Origin of the sequence: Chamaesiphon sp., from assembly GCF_041738855.1 — a bacterium.
Classification (GTDB): Bacteria; Cyanobacteriota; Cyanobacteriia; order Cyanobacteriales; family Chamaesiphonaceae; genus Chamaesiphon.
The window spans coordinates 1-26,708 of the sequence record NZ_JBGSPA010000035.1; the positions used below are offsets into that span (position 1 = coordinate 1).

At 46.3% G+C, this 26,708-nt stretch carries 30 protein-coding genes and 1 pseudogene; 15 read left to right on the plus strand and 16 right to left on the minus strand.

What is annotated here, in order from left to right:
- A pseudogene (locus ACEW9I_RS04270) lies at positions 1-569 on the minus strand (glutamate synthase subunit alpha); the annotation flags it as partial.
- A 277-nt stretch (positions 570-846) separates the two neighbouring features.
- On the opposite strand from ACEW9I_RS04270, the gene ACEW9I_RS04275 reads away from it, so the two are divergent.
- Positions 847-1,488 (plus strand): hypothetical protein, encoded by a 642-nt coding sequence (locus ACEW9I_RS04275; protein ID WP_373539126.1) that lies wholly within the window; start codon positions 847-849, stop codon positions 1,486-1,488.
- A gap of 287 nt (positions 1,489-1,775) precedes the next feature.
- On the opposite strand, the gene ACEW9I_RS04280 is transcribed toward ACEW9I_RS04275, so the two are convergent.
- Positions 1,776-2,147 (minus strand): type II toxin-antitoxin system HigA family antitoxin, encoded by a 372-nt coding sequence (locus ACEW9I_RS04280; RefSeq protein WP_373539127.1) that lies wholly within the window; start codon positions 2,145-2,147, stop codon positions 1,776-1,778.
- 204 nt (positions 2,148-2,351) lie between these two features.
- Between ACEW9I_RS04280 and ACEW9I_RS04285 the strand changes: the two genes are divergently transcribed.
- Together ACEW9I_RS04285 and ACEW9I_RS04290 are read left to right on the plus strand one after the other, a co-directional pair.
- A complete protein-coding gene (locus ACEW9I_RS04285; protein WP_373539128.1) occupies positions 2,352-2,582 on the plus strand; it encodes a hypothetical protein in 231 nt (76 codons plus the stop codon).
- Positions 2,579-2,848 (plus strand): hypothetical protein, encoded by a 270-nt coding sequence (locus tag ACEW9I_RS04290; protein WP_373539129.1) that lies wholly within the window; start codon positions 2,579-2,581, stop codon positions 2,846-2,848. Before ACEW9I_RS04285 ends, ACEW9I_RS04290 begins: the two co-directional genes overlap by 4 nt.
- 248 nt (positions 2,849-3,096) lie before the next feature.
- Here the strand turns inward: ACEW9I_RS04290 and ACEW9I_RS04295 are convergent, their stop codons facing one another.
- From ACEW9I_RS04295 to ACEW9I_RS04320, 6 genes are all read right to left on the minus strand, one after another.
- Complete coding sequence (locus ACEW9I_RS04295; RefSeq protein WP_373539130.1) at positions 3,097-3,297, minus strand: hypothetical protein; 201 nt, start codon at positions 3,295-3,297, stop codon at positions 3,097-3,099.
- Positions 3,298-3,304: 7 nt separating this feature from the next.
- Entirely contained in the window at positions 3,305-4,534 is a 1,230-nt protein-coding gene (locus ACEW9I_RS04300; RefSeq protein WP_373539131.1) for an NF038122 family metalloprotease, read from the minus strand.
- Positions 4,535-4,572: 38 nt separating this feature from the next.
- Positions 4,573-4,737, minus strand: a complete 165-nt coding sequence (locus ACEW9I_RS04305) for a hypothetical protein (RefSeq protein ID WP_373539132.1) — start codon at positions 4,735-4,737, stop codon at positions 4,573-4,575.
- Between the two features lie 32 nt (positions 4,738-4,769).
- Positions 4,770-6,074, minus strand: a complete 1,305-nt coding sequence (locus tag ACEW9I_RS04310; protein ID WP_373539133.1) for an NF038122 family metalloprotease — start codon at positions 6,072-6,074, stop codon at positions 4,770-4,772.
- Positions 6,075-6,353: 279 nt separating this feature from the next.
- A complete protein-coding gene (locus ACEW9I_RS04315; RefSeq protein ID WP_373539134.1) occupies positions 6,354-6,563 on the minus strand; it encodes a chlorophyll a/b-binding protein in 210 nt (69 codons plus the stop codon).
- A 77-nt stretch (positions 6,564-6,640) separates the two neighbouring features.
- Positions 6,641-6,850 carry a chlorophyll a/b-binding protein gene (locus tag ACEW9I_RS04320; protein ID WP_373539135.1) on the minus strand — a complete coding sequence of 70 codons (210 nt, stop codon included), beginning with the start codon at positions 6,848-6,850 and terminating at the stop codon, positions 6,641-6,643.
- A gap of 266 nt (positions 6,851-7,116) precedes the next feature.
- Here ACEW9I_RS04320 and ACEW9I_RS04325 point away from each other — a divergent pair, with 266 nt between their 5' ends.
- Positions 7,117-7,383, plus strand: a complete 267-nt coding sequence (locus ACEW9I_RS04325) for a MoaD/ThiS family protein (RefSeq protein ID WP_373539136.1) — start codon at positions 7,117-7,119, stop codon at positions 7,381-7,383.
- 133 nt (positions 7,384-7,516) lie between these two features.
- Here ACEW9I_RS04325 and ACEW9I_RS04330 read toward each other — a convergent pair whose 3' ends face one another.
- On the minus strand, positions 7,517-7,930 hold the full coding sequence (locus tag ACEW9I_RS04330; protein WP_373539137.1) for a hypothetical protein: 414 nt from the start codon (positions 7,928-7,930) through the stop codon (positions 7,517-7,519).
- A 15-nt stretch (positions 7,931-7,945) separates the two neighbouring features.
- On the opposite strand from ACEW9I_RS04330, the gene ACEW9I_RS04335 reads away from it, so the two are divergent.
- Both ACEW9I_RS04335 and ACEW9I_RS04340 read left to right on the plus strand, forming a co-directional pair.
- On the plus strand, positions 7,946-8,626 hold the full coding sequence (locus ACEW9I_RS04335) for a hypothetical protein (RefSeq protein WP_373539138.1): 681 nt from the start codon (positions 7,946-7,948) through the stop codon (positions 8,624-8,626).
- Positions 8,627-8,752: 126 nt separating this feature from the next.
- Positions 8,753-9,523: a pentapeptide repeat-containing protein gene (locus ACEW9I_RS04340; protein WP_373539139.1), complete on the plus strand. Its 771-nt coding sequence runs from the start codon at positions 8,753-8,755 to the stop codon at positions 9,521-9,523.
- 130 nt (positions 9,524-9,653) lie between these two features.
- Here ACEW9I_RS04340 and ACEW9I_RS04345 read toward each other — a convergent pair whose 3' ends face one another.
- The 3 genes from ACEW9I_RS04345 to ACEW9I_RS04355 all read right to left on the minus strand — a co-directional run bounded on the left by ACEW9I_RS04345 (position 9,654) and on the right by ACEW9I_RS04355 (position 12,618).
- A complete protein-coding gene (locus ACEW9I_RS04345) occupies positions 9,654-9,959 on the minus strand; it encodes a hypothetical protein (protein WP_373539140.1) in 306 nt (101 codons plus the stop codon).
- A 104-nt stretch (positions 9,960-10,063) separates the two neighbouring features.
- Positions 10,064-10,369, minus strand: coding sequence for a hypothetical protein (locus tag ACEW9I_RS04350; RefSeq protein ID WP_373539141.1), 306 nt, complete (start codon positions 10,367-10,369; stop codon positions 10,064-10,066).
- Between the two features lie 344 nt (positions 10,370-10,713).
- The gene (locus tag ACEW9I_RS04355) at positions 10,714-12,618 is read right to left on the minus strand and encodes a GTPase family protein (protein WP_373539142.1); all 1,905 of its coding nucleotides are present in this window, start codon (positions 12,616-12,618) and stop codon (positions 10,714-10,716) included.
- Between the two features lie 203 nt (positions 12,619-12,821).
- Here ACEW9I_RS04355 and ACEW9I_RS04360 point away from each other — a divergent pair, with 203 nt between their 5' ends.
- From ACEW9I_RS04360 to ACEW9I_RS04400, 9 genes are all read left to right on the plus strand, one after another.
- Entirely contained in the window at positions 12,822-13,400 is a 579-nt protein-coding gene (locus ACEW9I_RS04360) for a GNAT family N-acetyltransferase (protein WP_373539143.1), read from the plus strand.
- A gap of 275 nt (positions 13,401-13,675) precedes the next feature.
- On the plus strand, positions 13,676-15,508 hold the full coding sequence (locus ACEW9I_RS04365) for an NAD(P)H-quinone oxidoreductase subunit F (protein ID WP_373539144.1): 1,833 nt from the start codon (positions 13,676-13,678) through the stop codon (positions 15,506-15,508).
- 66 nt (positions 15,509-15,574) lie between these two features.
- Positions 15,575-16,285 carry a carbonic anhydrase gene (locus tag ACEW9I_RS04370; RefSeq protein ID WP_373539145.1) on the plus strand — a complete coding sequence of 237 codons (711 nt, stop codon included), beginning with the start codon at positions 15,575-15,577 and terminating at the stop codon, positions 16,283-16,285.
- Between the two features lie 57 nt (positions 16,286-16,342).
- Positions 16,343-17,842: an NADH-quinone oxidoreductase subunit M gene (locus tag ACEW9I_RS04375; RefSeq protein WP_373539146.1), complete on the plus strand. Its 1,500-nt coding sequence runs from the start codon at positions 16,343-16,345 to the stop codon at positions 17,840-17,842.
- Between the two features lie 108 nt (positions 17,843-17,950).
- Complete coding sequence (locus ACEW9I_RS04380) at positions 17,951-19,234, plus strand: CO2 hydration protein (RefSeq protein ID WP_373539147.1); 1,284 nt, start codon at positions 17,951-17,953, stop codon at positions 19,232-19,234.
- 45 nt (positions 19,235-19,279) lie between these two features.
- Positions 19,280-19,777, plus strand: coding sequence for a GNAT family N-acetyltransferase (locus tag ACEW9I_RS04385; protein ID WP_373539148.1), 498 nt, complete (start codon positions 19,280-19,282; stop codon positions 19,775-19,777).
- 125 nt (positions 19,778-19,902) lie between these two features.
- Complete coding sequence (locus ACEW9I_RS04390) at positions 19,903-20,304, plus strand: fasciclin domain-containing protein (RefSeq protein ID WP_373539149.1); 402 nt, start codon at positions 19,903-19,905, stop codon at positions 20,302-20,304.
- Between the two features lie 49 nt (positions 20,305-20,353).
- Positions 20,354-20,959, plus strand: coding sequence for a DedA family protein (locus ACEW9I_RS04395; RefSeq protein WP_373539150.1), 606 nt, complete (start codon positions 20,354-20,356; stop codon positions 20,957-20,959).
- A gap of 177 nt (positions 20,960-21,136) precedes the next feature.
- Positions 21,137-22,171 carry an NAD(P)/FAD-dependent oxidoreductase gene (locus tag ACEW9I_RS04400; RefSeq protein WP_373539151.1) on the plus strand — a complete coding sequence of 345 codons (1,035 nt, stop codon included), beginning with the start codon at positions 21,137-21,139 and terminating at the stop codon, positions 22,169-22,171.
- A gap of 127 nt (positions 22,172-22,298) precedes the next feature.
- Here ACEW9I_RS04400 and ACEW9I_RS04405 read toward each other — a convergent pair whose 3' ends face one another.
- From ACEW9I_RS04405 to ftsY, 4 genes are all read right to left on the minus strand, one after another.
- Positions 22,299-22,586 (minus strand): P-II family nitrogen regulator, encoded by a 288-nt coding sequence (locus ACEW9I_RS04405; RefSeq protein WP_373539152.1) that lies wholly within the window; start codon positions 22,584-22,586, stop codon positions 22,299-22,301.
- Positions 22,587-22,588: 2 nt separating this feature from the next.
- The gene (locus ACEW9I_RS04410) at positions 22,589-23,587 is read right to left on the minus strand and encodes a sodium-dependent bicarbonate transport family permease (RefSeq protein WP_373539153.1); all 999 of its coding nucleotides are present in this window, start codon (positions 23,585-23,587) and stop codon (positions 22,589-22,591) included.
- A gap of 107 nt (positions 23,588-23,694) precedes the next feature.
- Positions 23,695-25,086 (minus strand): PP2C family protein-serine/threonine phosphatase, encoded by a 1,392-nt coding sequence (locus tag ACEW9I_RS04415; RefSeq protein ID WP_373539195.1) that lies wholly within the window; start codon positions 25,084-25,086, stop codon positions 23,695-23,697.
- 12 nt (positions 25,087-25,098) lie between these two features.
- The gene (gene ftsY / locus ACEW9I_RS04420) at positions 25,099-26,580 is read right to left on the minus strand and encodes a signal recognition particle-docking protein FtsY (RefSeq protein ID WP_373539154.1); all 1,482 of its coding nucleotides are present in this window, start codon (positions 26,578-26,580) and stop codon (positions 25,099-25,101) included.
- Positions 26,581-26,708: the final 128 nt, after the last annotated feature.

A 26,708-nucleotide genomic window follows, 5' to 3' on the forward strand; every position in this document is an offset into this window, starting at 1 on the left:
CAATGCACATCGACATTCGCCGCCCGAATTGCCGCATGCGCCAGCTTGCGAATCACAAACAACTTCCGCTCGAATGCTAACTCATCCGCCAATTCAGGCGATTTGGCAATAAATACCTGCTGCATAAACGGTTCACTCGATTTCGCCGTCTCACCCAAAGAACCATTATCCGTCGGCACATCCCGCCAACCTAATACCTTCAAACCTTCCGCCGCTACAACTTCAGCAAAGATCTGACGACTTCTCGATCGAGTAGCCGGATCGGGCGATCCATACACCGCACCGACTCCATACTGTCCCGCTGCGGGTAACTCAATCCCTTCAGCCGCCGCCACCTTCTGCATAAACTTGTGGGGCACCTGCATCAAAATCCCCGCCCCATCTCCGGTATTCGTCTCGCAACCGCACGCGCCGCGATGGTCGAGATTCACCAAAATTGTCAATGCTTGCGCCACAATCTCATGCGACTTCGCCCCTTTCATCTGTGCGATAAAGCCAATACCGCAAGCATCGTGTTCAAACTGCGGATCGTATAAACCTTGTTTGCTGGGTGGTTGGATGGTGTTCATTTAGGATCGGCTTAGAAATTGTGATGTAGGGTATCCCAGGATTTGACACGAGATGGGTACTCTACCTAGCCTTATATTTTTTAACCTATTTCCGCGATCGGGCATCTGCCGATACAAAAGTTTGTTCTCTGACACAAATATTTAGAGATATAGCTAGGATCTGATCCTGTCTAGCCTTAAATTCTGAATTAGACATATGCACTGCGTAAGAAAAGATATTGCTGGGTATTCTAAATTAGTAAGCTGTGCAAAACTATCTTAGACTCATTCAACTGCTATGGCTAATTGTCCTAATTGCGGCTCTTCAGATATAACCCTTAAACAAGAAACGAATGTAAGCTGGGGTCGTGCATTCGTGGGATATGCTTTGTTTGGGGTAGTAGGTGGTGCAGTGGGAGCAGTTACCGGAAAAGATAGAACTGTGAATGCTTGTCTTGATTGTGGATCTACCTGGAAAGCTGAGACGCTCTACCAGATTTTGCAAATGATAAAGAGTAGTACTAATACAATCCTTGATTTAAGCATAGAGGGAGATCGCATATACTTGAATCAATTTATAGAAGATATTACGCCGTACATTGAATTTGCTAGCAGAGCAAAAGCTGATGCCGAGAAAAAATGCAAAGAGGCTATTTACAATGAAAGTGAAGGAAGCGTTCAACTCGGCTGTATGTTTCCCATTATAATCGGTGGAGGTTTATTATATACAGGGATTTTTTTTAAAAGTCCATTATCCTTTTTCATCTCTCTCGTAATAACTATCAGTCCTATATTTATTGCATTAGCTATAGAAAAGCTGACAAAGACAGAAAGGGACAAAAAAGTAAGGAAATTTAAAGCTGTAAAAGAAAGTACGATAATTGAAGCCGAGAATAAGTTACAGTGGGCTATTTCAGAATTTCGAGACAAACATCAATGATGATTATCGATCAATTACCTACTTCGAGAAACCCAACAATTCCAGTGTTTGAGGTTCGATCGATTGTCATTGAGGAGCAGCTTTATATCCTGTCGGAATGATCGATCGATTAGCTTGGGCTTAGTCGATCGTGGTTGATGCGTTGGCGTAGCCTCCGCTTTGCGGAATCGATCTTTGGTGCGATGGTTTTGGGATCGATCGATATTTTATTAGATTCGGTTGGCGATTACCTACGGCAGGCTACGCCAACGAACGCCATGAATTTAAAGCCAGCTCTATTAATAGCTTTAAAATAAACTGGCATCGACATGAAATAACTCAGCCAATCGATCGGCAGTAGCACGATCGATGTGAGCGCGTCCAGCGATCGCCTTCTCTACGGCAGTTTCAGAATCAAATATTGGCACTAGATCGATCGGCTTGAAATCACGTTGATCCATCAAAAATGATAACATCGAGCCAGAATTTTTCGATCGATCTGGCTTGTAAAATTCTTGCTCGAATCTCTCGATTAAAATAACTAACAAATCACAAATTTCTTCTTGTTCGGAACTGAGATCTATTGAATTCATCAAGTACTCTACGATCGCTAAAGCGCGTTCGTTCTCTGCTTCTGTCTTAATTAACCTTGGCTGATACTCAGACGTGCTTTTCACCATATTCTCTCAGTTTGCGATAACTGATGACGTGCATGAGTAAAATAGATAGTCAGTTCAGATGCTTTATTAGTTTTATTGTATCATTACTTATTAGCGATTGTTCATTATCCAACAATCCGAGCGTTTGAGGCTCGATCGATCGCCATTGAGGAGCATTGATTACAATAGAGAAGATATGCCATTATAGTGCGTACTGAAAAAAACATGACGGAACTTCTTCAGCAAGCGATCGCTCAAATTCAACAACTCCCACCCGATTTGCAAGATGCGATCGCGTCTCGCTTCCTAGCGGAGTTGAAAGAAGAGCAAAAATGGGAAAGTAGTTTTGCTGCTACGACAGACGATCGGTGGGATCGGATGGCTGCAATGGTACGCCAGGAAATTACAGAGGGAGAAACTGTTGCACTTGATGAAGTTTTCCCATCACAAAAATGAAATCAAGTGTCACCAAAACATTTCGTAAGCGTCTGAACGATCTACCTGCGTCTGTTCAAGAGCAAGCTGCAAGAGCCTACGCACTCTGGCAAGAAGATCCCTACTATCCTAACCTTCAGTTTAAACGAGTCAGCCAGCGACAACCGATTTACTCTGTCCGTGTTAGTCTTAACTACCGTGTTCTCGGCTTATTGGAATCTGACCATATTTACTGGTATTGGATTGGCGCACATGATGAGTATGATGAACTGCTTAATCGGATGTAGAAGACTCGTTGGCAAAGCCTACCGTTAGGTAATCTTCATTGAGGAGCCTCTTCATACCCTGTCAAAATTATCGATCGATTCTCTTGGGTTCGATCGTTGGCGAAGCCTACCGGCGGTAATCGTGGTTGATTCGTTCGCGAAGCGTGGGCTTTGCCCAATCGTGCATCTCGATACTTTGCTCGTTGGCGTAGCCTCTCCTTGCGGAGCATCGGGTAAAATTACAAGGCTGTAGTAAATTGCGGTGTGAACTATGACAGAACTACTTCAACATGCGAACGCCCAAATCGAACAACTGCCGATTCATGCTTGGTATGCGAGAATCGATCGGTAGAGATCTCCTGGCTTGGTAAAGCTAAATGACAAATAAACCCAATCAGCTTAATGCTACTGCCGATGCGATCGCACAATGTTCCGGCAGTGCTACTCATTGAGGTTCCCAAAACATTCATCCACTAGCTACTTCGGCGGAGTTGTAACAGTTGCTTGTTTTGACTGAGCTAATTTCCGCCTTTGTTTAATCGATAAGTCGCCCACAACAGCAGCAAAAATCAACGTACCCACAAAGTCGGCAGGTTCCGGTACATTGGCGGTATTTGCCGATCGCGTAATTTCTGAAGTATTCCCCGTGCTATTCTCAGCCATATTGCTGAGCGACTGTCGATCTGATACGTTATTTGCCAGATTCCAACCGATCGCATCCAACGCCCGCCGATCGGTTTCGATAATTTGTAACAACTCACCAGCAGCAATAGCCGGGTCCATAATTCCCAGTCCCAGATTGTCTTGCCAGTGACTCGCCTGACGACCATCACCAAAAGTTGTCCCCGTGGCAAAAGTGGCAATTTTGGTCGCGCCACCATCAATAGAGAAGTACTTTTCCCGCGCATCAGCAGTCCAATCGATCGCCTCGACAGCCTTACTATCACTAGAATAACGAAACAGATCTAAGGGGCTGACATAGGTAAATTGGTCGTCATTAGATGCCTGAGAATTAGTCGCCGTTGGGCTATTGCCATCGAGGATATCGACGCCACTGATAAAACCCAATGCGTGACCGATTTCGTGTGCCGCAATCCCCACAAAGTCAAAAGCCCCAGCTAGAATCCCATTACTGCGATCGAAATCCCAGGTAAACAGATTACTAAAAGAAATCGCTGCGTCAGTAGTATTCCCATTGCCGCGCAAACCCAGAGCTTTGGCATTGGCGGTCGTCAGATCGATCGTCTGATTATTTGCATCTCCATCATTGTCTACATAAGGGGTCGCACTGCCATACCCATTCGGGTTATTCGCAGTGCGATTTAGTAGCTGTTTAAATGTAGAGTTGGTCGAGAGACTGTTGACAGCAGTCAAGTCATCAGCAGATGATTTGTCATTGTTGAGGGCTGTGTAGACCTGAGCATAGTTGAACTGTTGCTGAGTAGAACTAGCTTCGCCCAGAGTGCCAGGACTGAGGGCTGTAAAGCCGATATCAATGTTGACAGTGACGTTATCTGTCAATACTGACGACCAGAGATTTCCGGCTGCTGCAAATCCAGCAATAGCATCTGATGATGTGCCCGATGCTGGGGTGAAATTAAATGTCAAAGCATTTGCTGGGGTCACAGCCCCAGTGCTGCCAATACCACTCAATGCAATCCCGATCGCTAGTGTAACTTGCTTGAACTTATCGATTTGAGTGTTCATGAAGAGCGTTGTCCATGTAGATGCTCACTGATGATCGGTCAAACGATCGTCAAATACCACCGTATAAATACGCAGAATAAATCTCGATCGAGTGTATAAATACATGGCAGCATCCCGATCCACAAACGATCGCGTCGATACCACTGCCAGCTATTGGTGAAGATCGCCAAAAAAAGCGATCGCCAATAAACGATCGCCAGCATGAAACATCACAAAATTGGTACAAGTAGGATGATTAGGCTACCTTATCAGTTGCCTTGTCCGTGGATTGGAACAGCTTCTTTCTGCGCTTGAGTACCAACTTGGCTGTAAAAGCCGCACAGCATAAGGTACCGATAAAGTCAGCAGGTTCGGGGACAGCAGTAACATTGTTGCTAACGCGATTCCAACCGATAACATCGAGTGCTCTGAGGTCATTTTCAGAGATTGTTAGTCTCTCATTAGCTCCCGCAGTAGGATCCATGATCCCGAGTCCAGAATTGTCTTTCCAGTGACTTGCCTGACGACCGTCTCCAAACTTTACCCCGTTTGAAAAGAGTGCAATGTTGGTCACTCCCCGATCGAGGGAGAAGTATTTGGCTCGATTGTCCGCAGTCCAATCGATCGCCCCTTCATCTCTACTCTCAGCAGAATAACGAAAGAGGTCTAAAGTATTAACATACGCAAATTCGTCTTCACTATCTGGTCCGCCATTAGCAGGTTGACTAAAAAAATCTAGGATATCGACACCACTAGTAAAGCCTAATGCGTGACCGATCTCATGCGCCGCAATCCCTACAAAATCAAAATGATCCTTAGTGATGCCGTCATCGGGATTGAAATCAAAAGCAAATCCGGTGCTAAAAGAGATCGAGGCATCACTAGTACCAAGGTTTGCCGTAATTGCAGTCTGGGGATTGATATTGCTGGGACTGTTAATTATCGTCGGACTACCTGCCGCTGTGACGTAACTAGGGATGCTAGCTCGACCGTTAGGAACTGCCATCAGGGTGTTAGTCATAATTCCTGAGGGTTGCCCAGGAATTAACCCCAAAGCTTTGGCGTTGGCACTGGACATATCAATATATGTGTTATTGAAACTCCGATTGTTATCTAAATAAGGCACAGCACTATTGGAGCCATTCGGGCTATCTGAAGTGCGGTTGAGCAACATGTTAAATGTTGAATTAGGTGCCGAACCGTTAGTAAGACTCGCAAATGCGACAGTATCATCTGCGGACTGTCCCTCGCCGCTCATGGCAGTATAGACCTGGCTGTAACTAAAAAACTCACGGGTAGAACTAGCCTGTCCGAGAATCCCTGGGTTTAGTGGTGCGAAATTAATATCAATATTGATGGTGACATTATCACTTAGCCGATCTGTCCACAGCTTACCTGCTGCCGCAAATCCATCTCTCGCCGCTTGTGAGGTACCATCTGCGGGATTGAAGGCAAATGTCAATGCGCTAACTGGCGTAACAGTACCGATCGCTCCAACCCCACTCAATGCAATCCCTGTCATCACCGCACACTGTCTGAGGTTCAAGCTATTGGTTTTCATTTGTGTAATCGTCAAGTATTTATCTCACTTCATTATCACGATCTCAGCACAAGCACGATACCGTGCAAACACGGATATTATCTAAAATTGTAAACTTGCCTCAGTATAAATACGTAAATATTATGCAAATAGTCCTTGTAAATACGGAAAAATAGCTGAGTTGATTAGTACTAATTAGTAGAAATACGGAGCGAAGCCATAAAAAACGCGGTAGCTAACTGGCTACCGCGAGAAAAAAAGATAAGAAAACTAGGATGAGACGATCGTACTTAGATGTAGCTACAGATTGGCGATGAAACCGACGATACCGTGTCCAGTCAAAACTTCTTGAATCAATAGCGCAACAAACCCAATCATCGCCAACCGACCATTGAGCATCTCAGCGTATGCCGTCCAGCCAGCTTGTGGCCCTTCGGTGACATACATTTTTGGCTCGATTGCAAAGTTGTTCTCTCTACCGTCGTTGTCGATGAATGTTCTGCCTTGCATGATTATTTCCTGAGTGAGTAGTACTATGGATATTTTCTTATGTAAACTGAGGGATAAGCAGCTCCCCAAATTTGTGCCTACAGGTTGGCGATGAAGCCGACGATACCATGTCCAGTCAAAACTTCTTGAATCAGTAGTGCTACAAAACCAATCATTGCCATCCGACCATTGAGTGTCTCAGCATACTCTGTCCAGCCAGCTTGCGGCCCTTCGGTCACATAAACTTTTGGCTCGATCGCGAAGTTATTTTCTCTACCGTCGTTGTCGATGAATGTTTTGGTTTTCATAGTTGGTTCCTGCTTGCTTGCTGTCTAAATATTTAGTTATGTAAACTAATATAACGATATCTTTACAAAAAAGCAAGTACTTTTTACAAATCAATAGGTAGAGATTTGGTTAGAAATAGCCGTATCACAGATGCTGAGCTATATCCAGCCGATTTATATCGTCGATCGGCTAGATCCAAATATGTCAGCACCAATATTTACCAGCAAGAGTGTGCCGAAAATTTAGCAAGATCCCCCAGTCCTCTAGTCCCCTGCCCCCACTCCCAATGACCGCACCTACTCTGGACATCACCGTCACCATCAAGCTCTTTGCTGTCTATCAAGAAGCCTTTGGTGCTACCGAAATCTCCTACCAATTCCCACCAAATACGCCCGTCAAAGCCGTCTTAGACCGACTGACGCTAGATCGACCTCAATTGGCTCAATGGCATGATGTGACGCGATTTGGCATCAATTTAGAATTTGTCGATCCTGAGACGATCGTCTGCGATCGCGATGAGGTAGTCTTGATTCCCCCTGTCAGTGGGGGCTAGGTTAAAAAGTTGACAGTTGACAGCTTTGGAAAGTGGGCACCGCCCACCAGACGGGTTTCAGCCGCCAAAACTACCCTCTACCCTCTTTGAAACAAGCTCGATCGCACTGACTTACCATTGGCAAGATGCTGAGTCAATCGATCGATACTCCCGATGGATAGATCCCCACGCGCAGATCTAGAGCTTGCCAATGGTAAGACCCTAGCGGACGAAGCTTGTGCGTAAATCGATCGACAGCAACACCACCGCGCTTGGTACCGAGTGAGATTTGTTCCAAAAACAGCGTCCGAAAAGCATAATCGATGACCGGATCGTCTTGCATGAGCATCAGCTCCGTAATTTCCGCAAGTCGATCGATTTCTGCATCGATACCATGACCGATCGTCACCACCGCAAAATCGGCAAATTCAGTAACATCGACCGCAATCGGTCGCGCCAATGGTAGATTCCACGCCGCCAAATGTTCCGCCCATTGAGTCCGAAAAGCGGGGAACTTGTGGAGAATCAGCTCCATATAATTGGTACGATCGATCTGAATATAGTCCATAGATAGGTAATTCTGATGACTAATCACTTACATGAAGCGATCGCGCTCCTCCAATCAGCTACCCAAAGTTTAACAGAATTAGCGACCATCACAGTTGCAGACAGCGATCCTCGCCTGTCACTAGAACCAGCCGCACCACCACATCACCAATCCTTGCGAGAAACAGTAGCTACAACTGTCGAACAGCTACATCGCGCCCTCGCCGAACTCAGTGCGGCTGTCGATCCGCCCTCACTGGACAAAATCCCCCCAGAATTGTTGCTCAAAGCCGAACGATTGGGAATCCCGTTGGCGGACATCGAGGTGCGAGTGGCAATTACCACCCATCATTTGAGTCAATTTGTCGGCATCCTCAATGAAATCGAACAAAGATTTGAAGAAATCCGCCGCGTGCGGGAATACTTACTAGTAAGGTTGCCAGATATCCCGATCGAACAACTCGGTTCTAGGCTCCCAGTCTATACAGCGGCTGACTTTGAGTGGAAAGAACCGCGACTCTCGCCCGCCGAGCGAGCCGCGATCGGGTCTAAATATCAGATCGATCGCTTATTGGATCGACCAGCTCGGCACTCTACCGACTTGTTTAGACAGATCGTCGAAGCCGATCGCGCCTGGGCGCAAGCTCAGATTGCTTCCCAGTCAGACACTCCCGCCGATCCACCCGATCCCGACGATCTCCGCGATTTGGCGTTTTAAGTTAGGGCATCGGGAATAGGGCATCGGGATGTCAACATGAATTTTCAATCCACTTTAAAAATAATCTACCGCTCGATCGCCAAATTTGCTCCCTAAAACCTAACACCTAACATCCAACACCTAGTTATGAAACTCACCACCATTGCCACAACGCTCCTACTCCTAACTAGTTTTGCAGCCACCGCACAAGCTGAAAATATCTCACATCTGCAACAACTACTATCCACCAAAAACTGTCCGCAGTGCGACTTGACTGGTGCGGGGCTGGTGATGAACGATCTCGCTGGTGCCAAACTAGAACGAGCCAATCTCGTCGGAGCCAATCTCAGTCAGGCGAATCTAGCTGGTGCAGACTTGCGCGGTGCCAATCTCTCTGGTGCATCGCTCAATAGTGCCAACCTCACTGGAGCGGATTTGCGCGGTGCCAATCTGACTGGGACTGACTTGCGATCGGCTTATCTCACCAATGCCAATGTGCAAGGGCTAGATGTCCGTAGTGCTTATCTAGAGGGTGCTGTGGGCATCCCGACTGCATTGGGTTCTGCTGATGATTTTTATAAATGGGGCTATGCCGCATGGCAGAAAAATGACTTTGCTGGTGCGATCGGCAACTACGATCGAGCGATCGGTCTCAATCCCGAATTTCCAGGCGTTTATATTGCCCGCTCAGTCGCAAAATTCCGCATGCAGGATGATGAAGGTGCCGTCAAGGATGCGATGGTCGCCGAACGCTTATATTTTGCCAAAGCCGATCGCCAAGGCACTCAAGTCGCCCAAGCCTTGATCGCCAAAATCAAGCTAGCGAACAAACCCACTGAATCCAACACTAATGCTGGTAACGGGAATATGGTCGATCTAGTTACAGGTTTGAGTACGATGTTGCTCAGATTTTTCTAAACTGTCGATCGTTGCTAAGTTGTTAGTTCAAAACTTAAATCGCTTGTTTACATGGTCTTGTAAGCAAGCGATTTAATTTGTCGAATCAGTGCGATCTTTGTTTAGATATCAGGCAACGATCTCACTCTGACTAACGACTGTTGCGTTGAGTGTTGACAACGTTAGTTTTGTTGTTTTGGCGGGTGGTGTTGTCAAAACCTTGGACATCAGCAGATTGACCGCTGGTGATGGAAGTACCAGTCGCACCAGCACTCCGACGACCAGATTGCTGATTCTTGACAGTAGTAGTGTTCTTCTGGACAGTATCGTTGTAGTCGCCAGTGACGATCGCATCCTGAGTGCTGTTGATGACTGTAGCGGTGTCAGCATGAGCGGGGAGAGCTAGACCGAGGGTAGCAACACTGAGACCGAGAACGAGGATAGATTTGAAGTTCATGATGTAAAATTCCGCGTAGTAAGTGGGTAAATTGAACTAGCGATCGCTGTGGAACATAGCGCGGCTATCGGCAACAGGCGAGAAAACCGCGATCGTGAATGGAGTTAACGACTGTTGCGTTGAGTGTTAGTGACGTTAGTTTTGTTGTTTTGGCGGGTGTTGTTGTCGTTACCCAAGATATCCGCAGATTGACCATTGGTGACTGAAGTACCAGTTGCACTAGGAGTGCGACGACCGGATGAAGTATTTTTAACGTTAGTAGTATTGGTTTGACGAGTGTTGTTGCCGTCGCCAGTGACGACTACACCTTGCTGACTGTCAATTACAGTTGCGGTATCGGCATGAGCGGGGAGAGCTAGACCGAGGGTAGCAACACTGAGACCGAGGACGAGGATCGATTTGAAGTTCATGATGTCTATATTCCTAATGAGTGATGAATAGTGATTGACTTACACTCAAGACTACAAAACTTATTTGATTAATTTCGTAAAAGTTCGAGATTTAATTTAAACTTTAATCTGAGTCTTTACGGTGTTAACTAGTTGGTGTCGTTTGTGTCTGTTGTGTTCGTACTGATAACTACAAATCGCGATCTTCAGTTTCCAGAAATATTGGCAAATAAAATTAAAATTATAGCGATCGATCGCTGTAATGCAGTCAGAGCAACATTAAAACCTGAGATTAGCTCTTGAATGTTTGGCAATCCTCACCAGATCGATCGCGATCGAGCCAATCTCAATCTTCAGATCGATCGCTAGTTCTGAGTCTGCAAATAGTAATTAAATCGCTCCTGAAGTCGATCCACTGCAATCGATCGCGTCCAATATTCTACTAGCACATGACCGAAGGCGGTAGCATTGCGATCGGGTGCCGTAGTATTATTTAGCAGCAATGACCATAGCGACAATAGATCGAAGTCAATCGATTTAGAGCGATCGTTATTTAACAATGAGTGCAAATCGTAAGCCATTTGCAACTTACCGATAACTACGGGTAGCTGCTCCACCGGAATTTGCGCGGCGAGTAATTGCGCCAACGCTGGCGTTCCGGTTGTCATCGTCGAGATAAATTCCAATACCGGACTTTTGAGCAGTTGGGTGAGTCCTTGAGTCGTCGTCATCTGGAGACTATAGCGATCGATAATCCGCGCTGCCGCCACAATCCGCGCATCCAGATCTCGTAAAAACCGCGCCAGCCGAATCTGTTTGCTCGGCTCGATCGATTGGAGCAATGCCAATGATAATGTATCCACACCCCAAGCTAACCTGTCGATCGTCGGATCGGCATTCACCAACGGCAAAACTAGATCGCAGTAGTCAGCCAAAAATTCATTTCGATAAGCCACAGCTTCACGGATGGCGACTTCCTTCGGGCGTGTACCCGCTTGCCAATCATAGGGCGGTGTCCACTCCCGCAATGGACGCACCCGATCGACTTGAGTTAGGATCGTGACGATCGGTAAATCGTGATATGTCTGCTTTAACGCTTGCAAAAAGTCCAGATCCATCTGTAACGCCGGATCGAGCGCAGGCGTAACTAATAATATTAAATCCGCAGTCGCCGCGTACTCCAATACCTGTGCGCGTACATCATTCCGATTAGCTTGCTCGTAACCAGGACTATCCCACAGCGTCAGACTTTCACCACTCGGAATCTGCCATTGATAATTTTGAATCTTGTCAGTACTTGGCAACACATCGACAACGGCTAATTCTGATTGAAACAGCGTATTAATCAGACTACTTTTACCTGCCCCCGTACGCCCGACGAGGAGAATAGCGATCGGTTTTTGCTCGATCTGCGCCTGCGGTTCGGCAGCAGCCAGGATCGCTCTGAGGGTTTGAGTCTTTGCCGCCGTGGGCGCGATCGGCGCAGGCGTAGATAATGGCTGGATCTTGCCACTATAGAGAGTCACAGCCTGACGACAGAGGTTCGTCAAGGCAGCTTCACGGGTGAGTTGACCCAAATTGACCAAAAGCTGTCGATCGGCAAGGCTAGAGGACTCCTTGGTGGCACGCTTGGCGATCGCGGTAACGGGATTGATTACCCATTGCGCCCAGTTCCACACCTTGAGGATTTTCTGCGCTGAGGGAGCCAATTTTTGATACGTCTCGTAGGCTTCATACGTCTGCGCGATCGTCACGCGATCGAGTGCTGGGGCGAGTTTCTGCATCCAGGCATCCATATCATCCGTAGTCCCCCGAATTAGTCCATACGCCTGAGTCACATAAATATTTAGCAGCGGATATTTGACTTCGGGATGATAAATCTTGGCAATCGCCACAATCAATTCCTGACATCGCGCCCAAAACGTCGTCCAATCTTCCCAAATCGGTCGATCTATTTGTGATTCACCAATTACCTGTTGCAGTACCGCGCTCACCCGCTCTGCGGCAGCTCCACTCACTGGCGTAGCATCAGCCGTCATCGCTGCCAGCTCCCGACTCGCCGCTGCGATGACATCGGCACCTTGACCGATCGACGATCGCGTCCATCTTACCAACAACCACCGCCAGCCCACCAACAGCAGCGTCAATACGCCCCAAATCCAATTAATTCTCCACTCATGAATCTTGACTCCAGCAGCAATCAGCAGAAAGATCGCGACACTGGCGATCGGCGATACTAGAATAGCCCACTGCCAAGGTTTCAATTGCATATCAATTTCCTACTGACCACCAATCTGACGATAACATACTCGATCGATCGGAGCATCGAGAGATCTAGCAGCTCGGAAAGAAGTGACCCGTAGATGTCTGCGAGAGATTGGAGTATTGTAGTAAACAGCGATGAACTAAAGATCGCATCCGTCAGGTGTCCAAGGATCGCTCCCACAGATTTACACCATGTAGTATTTAGCAGATGGAACGAGTTATTCCCCACGATTTGACGATTCACACCGCAAGATGTCTGCTGCGCCGCCCTGTATTAGAGGATGCTCCAGCTATTTTCTCAGCTACCCGTTTTGCTGGATTTAATGATGGAATGCAATGGGAACCACCGACAACTATCGAGGAGTTAGATGAGCCATTTAGAGAGCAGATGCTGGCTTGGGACGAGGGGAGTGTATTTGCTTTCACGATCGCGGATCTGGCTACCAATGGTTTATTGGGGCGGGTGGGCATCCGCAAAACCAATCGTCCCAATGTTTGGAATCTGGGATTTTGGACGCATCCACAGCAACAAGGAAAAGGTTACATGACAGAATCAGTGAGGGCGATCTTCACATTTGGGTTTGAGGAACTCGGAGCCACCCAGATCGAAGCGAGTTATGCCTTGTGGAACAAAAGTAGTCGGCGCGTACTCGAAAAAGTTGGGATGAAATTTATCGCTTATATTCCTCACGCATTTCAGAAACAGGGACGATGGGTGGAAGCAAATAAAATGAGCATTAGTAGGCGAGAGTGGTCGATATCGGTGGCTAGTGGCGATCGGCAGTAAGCTGAAGTTATGACGGTCGGAATCCTCACCGATCGACTTGGCTGATGTAGGATGTGTTAGGCGAGAGCCTCAACGCACCAGTGTTCTCGGTCGATCTTAGATTAAAAGCTAAGTTAACAATAGAGAATACACTATACATAGAATCTATCAGCAAAACTTAGACTAGATATTGATTAAAATTCTAAACTAAGTCTATCTTTTCCTACATTTTTCGATTAAAGTCTTTGATATAGATACACAAAAGACTTTAATAATTGGTTAATAGACTAAACTCTATGTATGAGATAGTTATTCAGACGGCATGGTTGATACCCTGCTATCCGCTCATTGGGGCCATATTGGCACTACCGTGGTCGATGGGTTGGTCGGGTCAATTGGGGAGCAGACCCTCTGGCTATATCAATATATTGATGGCGGGTGTTGCCTTCATTCATGGACTAGTAGCATTGGTAATTGGCTGGGATTTACCACCCCAACAAATTAGTTATAGTTGGCTGCATACTAGCACCCTGGATATCAACTTCCCGATCGAGATTTCGACGATCACCTTGACGGCGATTGCGGTGGTCACGGGGATAAATTTCGTTTCCCAGATCTATGCAGTGGGATATCTGGAAATGGATTGGGGATGGGCGCGGTTCTTCTCGTTGATGAATTGTTTCGGCGCGGGGATTTGTGGTTTGGTACTCTCAAATTCGCTGTTCTTCACTTATGTATTCCTCGAATTACTGACGTTGGCAACATATTTATTAGTTGGCTTTTGGTATGCCCAATCGTTAGTGATTACGGGAGCTAGAGATGCTTTTTGGACAAAACGGGTCGGCGATATTATCCTCCTCATGGGTGTGATTGCGATTTACCCGATCGCCGGAACGTGGAATTTTACAGAGTTGGAGATCTTGGCGCAAACGGCTCAATTAGACCCGACAGTGGCATTGTTACTGGGTTTGTCACTCAGTGCTGGCCCCTTGGGTAAGTGCGCTCAAATCCCCTTCCAGCTGTGGCTGGATGAAGCGATGGAGGCACCGATCCCAGCAACGGTATTGCGAAATGCAGTGGTTGTCGGTGCGGGAGCATTTGTCCTCATCAAACTCGCGCCAGTGATTTCACTATCACCAATTTTATTAAATACATTAGTTATTTTGGGCGTGACAACGGCAATTTGTTGCTCGTTAATTGCGATCGCTCAGATCGATATGAAGCGGGTACTTTCATATACACTCAGTGCTTATATCGGCTTGGTATTTATCGCGATCGGCACTCAAAATCTTGACTCGGCTCGGTTTATTCTGTTCAATGAATCTTTTGGGATGTCATTGTTATATATGGGGATTGGGGCGATTATTTGGACGAATATTACTCAAGATTTGACTCAGTTGGGTGGTTTATGGTCGCGTCGTCCATTTACAGGAGCTGCAATCTTAGTGGCGATCGCTTCTTTTATTACATTGCCGCCGTTAGGTGGATTTTGGGGATTTTTACAATTAGTTGATGGTCTTTGGGTCGAACAACCGTGGTTGGTAGGCGTGATTTTAATTGTAAATACGTTGACTGCTTTTAGTTTGACGCGATTATTTTGTCTAATATTCTTGGGCAAGGTCAAACCGATGAGCGAACGATCGATCGAACCATTTTGGTTGATTAGCTTACCTGTGATTTCGACGGCTGTATTTATCTGTCATTTGCCGATTATGCTGCGAGATCTGGGAATGTTACCTACTTGGGGCGCATTGGATACGATGTTTGCACCGTTATTAGTATGGTCGAGTATTTCAGGGATTGCGATTAGTGCGGTGATCTATAGTGTCGATACGATTCCTAAACCGATTAAACTACCATTACCAGCGATTCAAAACTTTTTTGCTAATGATTTATATGTCCAGCGATTTTATCAGCTGACAATCGTCATGTTGGTGGCTACTAGTGCAAAAGTAACTAATTGGTTCGATCGCTATATTGTGGATGGATTTGTGAATTTTATTGGTTTGGGGACATTATTTAGCGGACAGGCACTCAAGTATACTACATCTGGGCAGTCTCAGCTTTACATTTTGTTAGCTTTTTCGGGAATTATCATTATCGGTTTGATGATGGGACTATTAGTTTAATTTATTACTAATATATCGTATTCATTCATTTGTCACCCTTGTTAAACTCGTTACTCAATTAAAAATATGAAAAGAAAAATCATTAATTACATGTCTCGCCGTAACTTGTTTAAGTTTGGTGCTACAGCAGTAGGAGCTGGGTTAGTTGCTACTAAGTTGGAAATACATCCATTTGATGTCCCGGCTGCAAGTGCCAAACGAACTCTCACTCCCGATCTGGCAATTGCTGAATTACTGCAAGGAAATCAGCGATTTTCTACTCACAAAATGAAACAACCAAATCGAGGTGCTTTTCGCTTGCGCGAAATTGCTAGTGGTCAAAAACCATTTGCATCGATTTTGGGTTGTTCTGATTCTCGCGTACCAGCAGAGATGGTTTTTGACCAAGGATTAGGCGATTTATTTGTAGTGAGGGTGGCAGGTAATGTGGCAACTCCAGAACAAATTGGTAGCTTAGAATATGGGACTTTGGTATTGGGTACTAAGGTGATTATAGTACTAGGACACGAGCGATGTGGCGCAGTCCAAGCTGCAATCGAGAACAAACCCGTACCAGGTAAAATCGGAAGTATTTTGGATCGAATTCAACCTGTAGTAATAGCTAGCAGAAATCAAACAGGAGATTTACTCAAAGCTACAACTATTGCTAATATCAAAAATCAGATTAGTATTGTCAAGTCTTCTCCAGTCATCACAGACTTAATCAAGAATGGCAATCTGAAAATTATCGGTGGTTTCTACGATTTGGATACAGGGATTGTTACTCAAGTTGCTTAGGAATAGAGATCGCCGATTGGAGTTGGGTTGTAGATATTTATTGAGAAAAGGAAGAGGATGTTAAGTACGATTATTTGGTTACCTGTTTTGGGTGCGGTTTTGATTGGAATACTGCCAGGATTTAGTCGATCGATCGCTTTAGTTATTTCGGGGATAAATTTGGTAGTAGCGATCGCGATCGCTATAACTTTCAACTATCAAGATGCAGGCTTACAATTTGTCGAACATTTTGCTTGGATTGAGCCGTTAGGATTAGATTATCAATTAGGGATTGATGGGCTATCATTACCGCTGATAATTCTTAATGCTTTACTAGTTTTGCTAGCGGTTCAAGCTACTAGCAAGGATGTAGAGCGATCGCAGTTATTTCACGCACTCCTACTACTAGTCGGCACGGCGATTACTGGAGCATTTCTAGCTCAGAATTTACTGTTGTTTTTCTTGTTTTATGAGTTGGAATTAATTCCCCTTTATCTATTAATCGCGATCTGGGGTGGCGAAAAACGGGGTTATGCAGCAACTAAATTTCTGATTTATCAAGCACTATCAGGGATTATTTTACTGGCGGGTTTCTTGAGTTGGGCATGGTTTACCAAGACTGGCGATTTTAATTATCAGTCATTGGCAGCAACCCATTTACCAGCCAATCTCCAACTCTTATTGCTAAGTGTTCTCGTCCTCGGCTTTGGGATCAAAATGCCATTGGTACCCTTTCATACTTGGCTTCCAGATGCTTATGTAGAGGCATCTGCACCAGTTTCGATGTTATTAGGTGGCATTGTTTCCAAGTTGGGTACTTACGGATTGATTCGGTTTGGCTTAGGTTTATTCCCCGATGCTTGGGTGATTGTCGCGCCCTGGCTGGCACTTATTGCCGTCATTACGGCGATCTACGGTAGCCTGATTGCATTGGCTCAGACTGATATCAAGAAAACGATCGCGTATAGCTCTGTCGCTCACTTGAGCTATGTCCTCCTCGCTACCGCCGCTGGCAATCCCTTGAGCTTATTGGGTGCCGTCTATCAAATGGTCGCACATGGCTTGATTCTCGCCCTATTATTTAACCTCGTGGGCATTATCGAAGCCAAAACTGGCACGCGAGATTTAAACAAACTCCAGGGCTTACTCAACCCCAAACGTGGTTTACCATTTGTGGGATCTGTGCTGATCCTCACGACGATGGCAAGTGCGGGTATCCCTGGGATGGTAGGCTTTATCGGCGAATTTCTCTCCTTCCAAGGCAGCTATACCGCCTTCCCAGTTGCCACCCTCATCTGCTTGGCGAGTACGGGTTTGACCTCTGTCTACTTCATCATCATCATCAACCGCACCCTATTTGGCAAACTCGCAGATAAACTTACCTATCTACCCAAAGTTACCACCGCCGAAAGGATTCCAGCGATTATCCTCGCTGCTCTGGTAATTCTACTCGGCATCCAACCTAATATTCTCATCTCCCATACCCAAATTTCAACTGATGCGATCGTCGCTGCCCTCCCTCATCCCACTACCCAAATCGCTGACATAGTTGCTAGTCGGACAAGCGAGTTTGAATAATTGTCAATATCAACCAACTTCAAGCGATCTCCGCGAACTTTGCGGTCAAAAATCACCAGTTTCGTAGCTCATCCAATCACCCCTTTGCGCCCTCTGCGTTAAAAAAATATGATAACAGCCACCCAACTCCCCCCATCCACCCATCAATTCGCCGACGTCATCCATCGCCTCGAAGCAGGCGGCGCGATGCTCCCCGATACCCCCGAAAACCTGATGCAGATCATCGGCTTGTACAAAGCCTACGCCGTCCCCATGGACTTCTACTGGCGCGACTTGCTGTACATCGCCGAACGCGTCTTCCTCAACCCCCTACCCGCCTTCAAATACTTCCTCCCACAGGAATATCTCGACTTACCCAACCACTATGCAGGCGATACCGCCGACTTACGGATCTGGCAAAAAGGCGCAGCTTCAGCCCATCCAGAACTGCTCGAATTTATGGAAAATGGGCGCAGTACCAAAATGTCCAAACTCGCTCATCACTTATTGCACGATCGGATTAATATGGAGATTGCCGAAGCCTGTATGCAGGCGATGTACTGGCATCGCGGGATGGGTGGGAAGTTCGATCCGTACTTAGATACAGATGAGTACAAACAAAATGCCGATCGAGCCATTAAAGCATATTTTAAAGGCAATCCAGCGATGTTGGCTCTGTACAAGCTGTTTCCAGATATGTTTATCGAACAGGTGCGCGTACTTTCTTACTACTCTAACTTGGGATTGTTTTGGGAAGTGATGGCTCCAGTATTTTTTGAAATGAGCGATCTGTATGATGAGGGTAAGATTAAATCTGTCCCCGATGCGATGAATTTTCTCGTCAATGGGATTTTTGCCGTCGCTGGTAGACCGATTTATCATCATGTTTATATTGATGGGGAGATGTTTGAAATTATCCCCAAATCTGCCGGATTTACTTGGTTATATGAGGCGGCTTTACCTTATGTAGAAGCTGTATTTTATCGCACGGCACCATTTCGCGGCACCAAATCTTATAATGCCCAAGCGGATCAAGTCCCCGCCGAGCAAGCAGATTTTCACTATGGAATTCTCTATGCAGATGTCAATCCCGTCGGTAGCGCAGGGATTCCACCAACGTTATTGATGGATGATATGTATCATTTCTTGCCGGAATATTTGCTCGATTATTATTCACAACATTGTCGTGGCAAAGATGATATGTTAGTACAATTGGGCGTAAGTTTTCAGCGATCGATGTACTGTGTTACTTCGGCGGTGATTCAGGCTCTGCGCGCTGCTTTACTCTATCCATTAGACGATACTAATCCCAAGCACCTAGAGCAAAATCGTAAATTCTTTGAAGCACAGATTGACAGATTCAAACGTCCTGAAGCACGGTTGAGCGATATTCAGAGTCAAGATTATCGGTGATGCGATCGCTTGAGTTAAAATACTCGAAAAATAACTCGCTCAATTATGATACCAGAACGATCCTCGATCGAAATTATTGAAGCAGATTTAGCTGTTGCTACTCATGCTGATGCAATAATTGCCCTAATGGATGAATATGCTCGCGACCCAATGGGCGGAGGTGGAGGATTATCAGATTATGCTAAAACTAATTTGATTTCTGAATTAGCCAAACGAAAAACTGCACGGGTTATTCTCGCATTCGTAGAAAATCGACCCGCCGGACTAGTTATTTGTTTAGAAGGATTTTCCACCTTTGCTTGTCAACCCTTACTAAACATTCATGACGCGATCGTTTCTTTACCATGTCGAGGTCGAGGCGTCTCTAAATTGATGCTACAATTTACAGAAAAAATTGCAATCGAGCTAGGATGTTGTAAGCTAACCTTGGAAGTTTTAGAGCATAATTATATCGCCCAAAAAGCATACCGATCGGTTGGATTTGATGGTTACGAACTAAATCCTGAAATGGGCAAAGCCTTATTTTGGGAGAAAAAGTTGTGAATGATTTTAGAGAGTATTTTGTACAAATCGATTCGATCGAGTGACTTCGATCGCGAGTAAGTATTAAGATTGGTGGGCAGTGCCTACAAAGTTAATAACTGTTAGATAATTTAACGATAAATAATATGCCGAATATTGTAGAAATTGCTGTTAGTAACGAGAACTTTAGTACCCTCGTCGCCGCCGTCCAAGCAGCCGGATTGGTAGAAGCTTTACAATCTCCTGGGCCATTTACCGTCTTTGCCCCAGTCGATGCCGCCTTTGCTGCCCTACCTCCAGGCACAGTCCAAACTTTAGTCCAAAATCCACCCCAATTAGCCCGCATCCTCAAATTTCATGTGGTAGCTGGAAAATTCACGCAAGCGGAGCTATCGAAACTCTCAAAAGTAGACTCACTCGAAGGTGCGCCGATTCCGATCGATTGTAGTGATGGTTTCGAGGTCAAAAACTCGACGGTCATCGCCGCCGATATTGAAGCCGATAATGGGATAATTCATGTAATCGATCGCGTTATATTGATGGGGTAGGTACACTTAATGTGTCATCAGTCTAAATAGTTGGGGAGTAGGCGATCGCATGGCTGCATGGGTAATCGATCTAATGAGTAGTTTGGGCTACTGGGGCATCGGATTGTTGATGTTCTTGGAAAATCTGTTTCCGCCAATTCCCTCTGAGCTGATTATGCCCTTAGCTGGCTTTACAGTCGCTCAAGGTAAAATGAATTTTGGGATAGCTGTCTTTGCTGGTACCGTTGGTACGATGTTGGGAACTTATGCCTGGTATTATCTGGGGCGATTGGTCAACTATCAGCGGCTACAAACTTGGACGGAGCGTTACGGCAAGTGGATCGGAGTTAGTGCTAAAGATATCGACCGCGTCAATGATTGGTTCAACAAGCATGGCTCGAAAGCTGTCTTCTTTGGGCGGATGGTACCAGGGATTCGCACTTTGATTTCGCTACCTGCTGGTATCAATAATATGCCTTTTGTGAGTTTTACTATTTATTCGACAATTGGTACCATCATCTGGACATTAGGATTGACGATTGCTGGTTATTTGTTAGGTGATAACTATGCCTCGATCGAACAATACATCGCCCCGATTTCTAAGCTAGTTTTAGCTGGTTTACTCGGTTTACTCGGTTATGTGGTGTTCAAGAAAGTGCGATCGAGTAGTAATTAACTCAAGTTGTTACCGACAATAGTGCCAGCGACTAAAGTCGCGGCTACAGTTGCAAAGTCCGTTCGCGGAGCGTCTGCTTTGCAGATACGGCGGTTTCCAACCGCTGGGGTTAATTAAAGTATCGGCTGAGATTTTGGGAGATAATATTAAACATCTCATCGCTGGTGTACTTGGACTATGACTACTCCGCTCGAAATTGCGATCGTCGGTGCTGGGATGGCAGGAATTGCCTGCGCCAAGCAACTTCAGGCGGCTGGGTATACAGGGATTGCCATCTTTGAAAAATCCCGAGGCGTTGGGGGGCGATTGACAACCAGACGGATGTTTGATACTTGTGTCGATCGCGGGACTTGTTATATCTCGCCTAAAGGGGTGCAATTTCGGGCATTGTGCGATCGCCTCATCGCTGCCAATATTATCGAAAGTTGGACGGATACAACGCATACTCTGACTGCTGATGGTAAGCTGCTGGCAGATTCAGATATTTATCCCCGCTATGTTGCCCCCAATGGTATGAATCAAATCGCCAAATATCTAGCTAAAGATCTAGATATTCGATTCGGGCAACGGGCGATCGCCATTGTACCCGATGGGAAGCTGTGGCGACTGACGATCTCCGGTAGCGAACCAATTGAAATCCTGGCTCACCAAGTGATTTTTGCCATCCCCGCCCCTCAAGCAGTAGATTTACTCACACCCCTAGCAGATATTCTACCTGTGGAGTTCTTGGCTAATTTGAGAGGGGTTGATTTTTATGGCTCGATCGCCATCGCCGCAGGCTATACTCAGAGTCAATTGGCGGCGTGGGAAGCTACCTATCCACAGGTAAAATCAGTGACATGTTCAGACGATCCGATCTTAGGATGGTTGGGAGTAGATAGTAGCAAACGTCACCAACCAGCTCCACCAGTATTTGTGCTCCAGAGTACGGCAGATTTCGCCGCTAAGTACCCCAATCCTGAAGATCTAGCAGTTGCTAGTCTAGCCATGTTAGAACGGGCTAGCGAGCGATTTTTGCCCTGGTTCCGAGAGTGTGAGTGGCAGCAGCCACACCTCTGGCGATACGCTTTCCCCAAATCTCCAGATCTGAATGCTTTCCTGGCGATCGATCGTCCAGCACCCTTGTTTTGTATGGGAGATTGGTGTCGTGGACGGAAAGTAGAAGATGCCTTCCTCGCTGGGCTGGCAGTAGCCAGATCGATCGTGGGATAGACAACCTATCTCTCAAACTACCCTCTACCCTCTGTCTTGATGCGCTAAACCCTCGGGGAACCCGAGGAGCGCGCATCGCTACCCTCTACCCTCTATTCACAGTCAACCCCTGACTTTCACAGGAAGTCTAATGAGCGATCCACTGAGCATCAGTCACGATAAACACCCCTCCGAGCTTCTTGAGTAGCGGCTGCATCGCGATCGAGAGTTGCTCCGCCATTTCGAGCTGGGTACAAATAATCATAATGTAGCTATTGGTAATCAGATCGTCACCAGAATAACCATGTTCGCCACTACCAGAGACATTATTGATGACGGTATAACCTTCGATCGCATTCTTTTTGAGAATCTTTAGTACGGCAGGTACCTCCAGATAACTCACAATAATCTCAACTTTCTTAACATTTTGTAGCACAATTACACTCCCAAGGCTTTAATAGTTTGTAGATAAATCGGAATTCCCACAATGATGTTGAACGGGAAAGTGATCGCTAGAGCCATCGATACATACAGACTAGGGTTAGCTTCGGGTACCGTCATTCGCATGGCTGCGGGTACGGCAATATATGAAGCACTGGCACAAAGTACGGAAAACAGGAGCGCATCACCTTGCCCCATCCCAATGACTTTGGCGATCGCAATTCCAATTAAAGCATTGGCGGTCGGCATCAATATAGCAAAGCCAATTAAGAACATCCCTGTTTTACGGAGATCTTGAATTCGGCGTGCTGCTATTAGTCCCATGTCGAGTAGAAAGAACATTAATGCACCATAAAAAAGATCTTTTTCAACGAATAAATGTACTTTACTCCAGCCGTCACCACCTGTCAGGACACCAATAATCAAGCTACCAATCAATAGTAAGACCGATCCATTTAAGAACGCCTCACGTAATACTTCACCCCAAGAGGTTTCCGCGCTTTCCTGTTCGTCAGCAGAGCCAGGGGCTTCTTTTTTATTAAACACTCGTACCAAGATCAAGCCCACGACGATCGCGGGTGACTCCATCAGTGCTAGAGCGGCTACCATGTGTCCCCCATAAGAGATCTGGAGCTTGTCGAGGAGGGAACTAGCCGTAATGAATGTCACCGCACTAATCGAGCCGTAGGTCGCAGCGATCGCCGCAGCATTATAATTGTCTAACTTAATTTTGAGAATAAAGAAAGAGTAAACTGGGACGATCGACGCCATCAAGATCGCGGCGCATAAGGTGGCGATAATCAATGGACTCAAACCGCTCTCATATAATTCATGTCCGCCTTTGAAGCCGATCGCGATCAGTAAATACAGCGAAAATAGTTTGGGCAAGGGATTGGGAATTTCAAGATCGGACTGCACAAAAACCGCCAGCATTCCCAAGAAAAAGAATAGTACTGGCGGATTTAAGATATTAGACAGGATTAAACTGCTATCCATTGGTTGTTCAAAGTTTCGCGATCGATGTCTACTCATTATCCGGCTGTTAGTGACACCCGATCGATTATTGACTAGTTGTCAGTTCACCAGTCGAGGATCGTCTAGCTCTACAAACTTCGATCGGATTGGCGATCGATCGGATTGACTTTCATCACTACCATTGTCATATCGTCGCCATTGGCGCGATCTGCGCCGACGAAGCGATCGATTGTCGATACGATCCGATCCAGGGTCGCTTGAGAGCTGAGCTGCTGTTGACAAGCCGTCTGAAAGGTCTGGATCAGACTCTCCTCATTGAATCGTTCGCCGTCTTGATTGGCAGCATCAGTGAAGCCATCGGTATAGTAAATGATGGTATCGCCAGAGTGGAGCTGGACTTGAGCTTCCTCGTAGCGAGAATCAGCATCCAACCCGATCAGCATCCCGTTGGTATCCAACCTGAGAATACTATCTGTAGCTGCTTGCCAATACAGGGGCGGATTGTGAGCGGCGTTGGAATATGTCAGGATCTGCGTAGTCGGATCGTATTCTGAGTAGAACAGCGTCACAAACCGACTCGAATTTTCCAGATCTGCATACATCACCCGATTGAGGTGCTGGAGGATGCGTGCGGGTGAATGACCATTGAGTACCTCGGCGCGCAACATCCCGCGCGTCATGGTCATGATCAGCCCTGCGGGGACACCTTTGCCCATCACATCGCCGATCGTGATACTCCACTTATTGGTGATATTGTCTGCGCTGAGTCGATCGATCGGTCTGTCGTAATTAGCAGGGATAAAGTCATAATAGTCCCCACCGACGCGATCGGCATTGAGATAACAAGCGGCTAGTTCCAAGCCAGGAATATCTGGAAACTTTTTGGGTAATAACCGTTCTTGAATTTCGGCACCGATTTCCAACTCGCGATCGAGTCGTTCTTTTTTGCGTAGTTCTACGGTGAGTTCGTCATTGTGGATCGCGACCGCAGTTTGATCGGCTACCAACTGGAGCAATTTTTGGCGATCGACAGTCCACTCATAATTAGGATTGCGCGTAAATACATACAATCTCCCACGTTCCCCACTTTCGAGTAAGATCGGCGTTCTAAACATCTCGATCCGATAGTCGAGATTGAGTTCGATTCTGCTTTCGAGTTTCTCCCAAAAATCCGCATGAAATTTGATTTCTTTACCTTGAGAAACATCTGACAGCGTTTTGATAATGGCTAGTTCGAGCTGTTGGCGCAGCTCATTACAGCCATTTTCACCCTGACAATGTAGCTGGTGGATTTGGAGTTGACCAGTTTTTTTGAATAAAATAATTGCACCGCCTTCACCGTCAGTAACTCGCGTCACCATCAGCGGAATTAATTCCAGAAACTGGTTGAGATTTTTGAAACTGCGGAGTGCAAAACCTAAATTGCTTAGTAGCTCGTGGGTTTTCTTTTGTTGGCGAGTGAGATTTGCCACTAGTTCTTGCAGAGCAGCTACCGAGCCAATTTGTGGTTCATAGTTCATCATCGATCGTGCCTAACCACTTAATAAAGCCTCAACAAATTCATAGCTAGAAAATGGTCGTAAATCTTCGATCCCCTCTCCAGCACCAATAAACCGAATTGGTAGCCCGAGCTGTTGAACTACTGCTAGAGCCACGCCACCTTTGGCTGTGCCATCTAGCTTCGTCAAGATCACCCCACTCAACTTAGCAGCTTCGGCAAATACTTGTGCCTGACGCAAACCATTTTGACCGAGTGTCGCATCGAGTACAAGTAAAGATTCTATCTGAGCATTACCTGCTTGTTTGTCTATAATCCGACGGATCTTGCTCAACTCATCCATCAGATTTTTTTTGTTTTGGAGTCTTCCAGCGGTATCGACTAATAGTAGCTCAGTTTCGCGCGATCGAGCGGCACTAATGGCATCAAAAACTACTGCGGCGGGATCGGTATTTTGACCTGGGTTGGCAATCACTTCGATCCCACTCCGTTGTCCCCAGACTTTGACTTGTTCGACGGCGGCAGCGCGAAAGGTATCACCAGCGGCGATCAGACATTTATACCCAGATGATTTGCTCATGTGAGCGAGTTTACCAATAGTAGTAGTCTTACCAACTCCATTGACTCCGACTAGCAGCCAGATATTGAGTCGATCGGGAGTGGGGAGAAATTCTTGGGTATAGTTGGCTTGGTAAGGTTGGTCGAGTAAGTCGCGTAACAGTTGCTTGAGGTAGGCGACTGCTTCCTCTGGTGGTAATGATTCTTGGCGTAATTTTGTCTGCAATGTCTCAATTACATAATCGGTAGCTTCGACACCGACATCTGCTTGCAGGAGTAAAGTCTCGATCGATTCTACCGCACTGGCATTGAGCGGCCCTTGACCGATCAGTGCTTTGAATTGATTGACAAATCCCCGCCGCGTTTTATCCAAGCCTTGACGCAATTTCTTGAGCCAATTAATCTCATCCAATGATACTTGTTCTGGCGTCCGTCCTTGATCGGCGAGCACTTTTGCCGACCACAAAAAGTCATCATCTAGCTCAATATCGGGCGTAGGTGCCGCTGGTTCGACTGTTTCGATCGCTGTTGCCTTGAGCTGCTCTAGTCGCTGCTGGCGGTCGTCTCGTGCCCAGAGGGGGAGATTGTCTCCCTGGGCTGTTGCTGGAGTGTCGTTGCTGAGTTCTGACTCAATAGGATCGATTGTGGCGATCTCTGGCTCGATGGTGTCTAGCGCGGCTGCTGGTACTTCTGACTCAGGTGCGGTGGGTGCGGCAACCGCATCGGGATCTTCTGCTGGCTGGGCTGCTGTCTCTGCTTGTTGCTGCTGAATATTCTCATAGGCGGCTTTTGCCCAGGCTAAATAGTCAGTCGCAACTTCCGTGCTATCTGTTTCTGGCTCCGCTGCTGGTAAGTCAGATTCCGCTTCTTCGCTGACAGATTTATCTACCTGTTCGGCATCAGGTACTGGCTCAGATTCAGATTTATCGAACTTACGACGAAACCAATTAAAAACCATGACAATTTATGAGTGATGAATGATGAATTAGCAATGATAGTAATCGATCGGGGGGAGCATCCCCATTTTTTAAAACCCTTACTATGGGTGAGCTATTAGTTACTGACAAGTTATTTGAGTTGCTGCGG

Coding starts and splice junctions, on each gene's coding strand:
- ACEW9I_RS04275 (WP_373539126.1), top strand. CDS start 847: ATGGCTAATTGTCCTAATTGCGGCTCTTCAGATATAACCCTTAAACAA.
- ACEW9I_RS04280 (WP_373539127.1), bottom strand. CDS start 2,147: ATGGTGAAAAGCACGTCTGAGTATCAGCCAAGGTTAATTAAGACAGAA.
- ACEW9I_RS04285 (WP_373539128.1), top strand. CDS start 2,352: ATGACGGAACTTCTTCAGCAAGCGATCGCTCAAATTCAACAACTCCCA.
- ACEW9I_RS04290 (WP_373539129.1), top strand. CDS start 2,579: ATGAAATCAAGTGTCACCAAAACATTTCGTAAGCGTCTGAACGATCTA.
- ACEW9I_RS04295 (WP_373539130.1), bottom strand. CDS start 3,297: ATGAATGTTTTGGGAACCTCAATGAGTAGCACTGCCGGAACATTGTGC.
- ACEW9I_RS04300 (WP_373539131.1), bottom strand. CDS start 4,534: ATGAACACTCAAATCGATAAGTTCAAGCAAGTTACACTAGCGATCGGG.
- ACEW9I_RS04305 (WP_373539132.1), bottom strand. CDS start 4,737: ATGCTGGCGATCGTTTATTGGCGATCGCTTTTTTTGGCGATCTTCACC.
- ACEW9I_RS04310 (WP_373539133.1), bottom strand. CDS start 6,074: ATGAAAACCAATAGCTTGAACCTCAGACAGTGTGCGGTGATGACAGGG.
- ACEW9I_RS04315 (WP_373539134.1), bottom strand. CDS start 6,563: ATGCAAGGCAGAACATTCATCGACAACGACGGTAGAGAGAACAACTTT.
- ACEW9I_RS04320 (WP_373539135.1), bottom strand. CDS start 6,850: ATGAAAACCAAAACATTCATCGACAACGACGGTAGAGAAAATAACTTC.
- ACEW9I_RS04325 (WP_373539136.1), top strand. CDS start 7,117: ATGACCGCACCTACTCTGGACATCACCGTCACCATCAAGCTCTTTGCT.
- ACEW9I_RS04330 (WP_373539137.1), bottom strand. CDS start 7,930: ATGGACTATATTCAGATCGATCGTACCAATTATATGGAGCTGATTCTC.
- ACEW9I_RS04335 (WP_373539138.1), top strand. CDS start 7,946: ATGACTAATCACTTACATGAAGCGATCGCGCTCCTCCAATCAGCTACC.
- ACEW9I_RS04340 (WP_373539139.1), top strand. CDS start 8,753: ATGAAACTCACCACCATTGCCACAACGCTCCTACTCCTAACTAGTTTT.
- ACEW9I_RS04345 (WP_373539140.1), bottom strand. CDS start 9,959: ATGAACTTCAAATCTATCCTCGTTCTCGGTCTCAGTGTTGCTACCCTC.
- ACEW9I_RS04350 (WP_373539141.1), bottom strand. CDS start 10,369: ATGAACTTCAAATCGATCCTCGTCCTCGGTCTCAGTGTTGCTACCCTC.
- ACEW9I_RS04355 (WP_373539142.1), bottom strand. CDS start 12,618: ATGCAATTGAAACCTTGGCAGTGGGCTATTCTAGTATCGCCGATCGCC.
- ACEW9I_RS04360 (WP_373539143.1), top strand. CDS start 12,822: ATGGAACGAGTTATTCCCCACGATTTGACGATTCACACCGCAAGATGT.
- ACEW9I_RS04365 (WP_373539144.1), top strand. CDS start 13,676: ATGTATGAGATAGTTATTCAGACGGCATGGTTGATACCCTGCTATCCG.
- ACEW9I_RS04370 (WP_373539145.1), top strand. CDS start 15,575: ATGAAAAGAAAAATCATTAATTACATGTCTCGCCGTAACTTGTTTAAG.
- ACEW9I_RS04375 (WP_373539146.1), top strand. CDS start 16,343: ATGTTAAGTACGATTATTTGGTTACCTGTTTTGGGTGCGGTTTTGATT.
- ACEW9I_RS04380 (WP_373539147.1), top strand. CDS start 17,951: ATGATAACAGCCACCCAACTCCCCCCATCCACCCATCAATTCGCCGAC.
- ACEW9I_RS04385 (WP_373539148.1), top strand. CDS start 19,280: ATGATACCAGAACGATCCTCGATCGAAATTATTGAAGCAGATTTAGCT.
- ACEW9I_RS04390 (WP_373539149.1), top strand. CDS start 19,903: ATGCCGAATATTGTAGAAATTGCTGTTAGTAACGAGAACTTTAGTACC.
- ACEW9I_RS04395 (WP_373539150.1), top strand. CDS start 20,354: ATGGCTGCATGGGTAATCGATCTAATGAGTAGTTTGGGCTACTGGGGC.
- ACEW9I_RS04400 (WP_373539151.1), top strand. CDS start 21,137: ATGACTACTCCGCTCGAAATTGCGATCGTCGGTGCTGGGATGGCAGGA.
- ACEW9I_RS04410 (WP_373539153.1), bottom strand. CDS start 23,587: ATGGATAGCAGTTTAATCCTGTCTAATATCTTAAATCCGCCAGTACTA.
- ACEW9I_RS04415 (WP_373539195.1), bottom strand. CDS start 25,086: ATGAACTATGAACCACAAATTGGCTCGGTAGCTGCTCTGCAAGAACTA.
- ftsY (WP_373539154.1), bottom strand. CDS start 26,580: ATGGTTTTTAATTGGTTTCGTCGTAAGTTCGATAAATCTGAATCTGAG.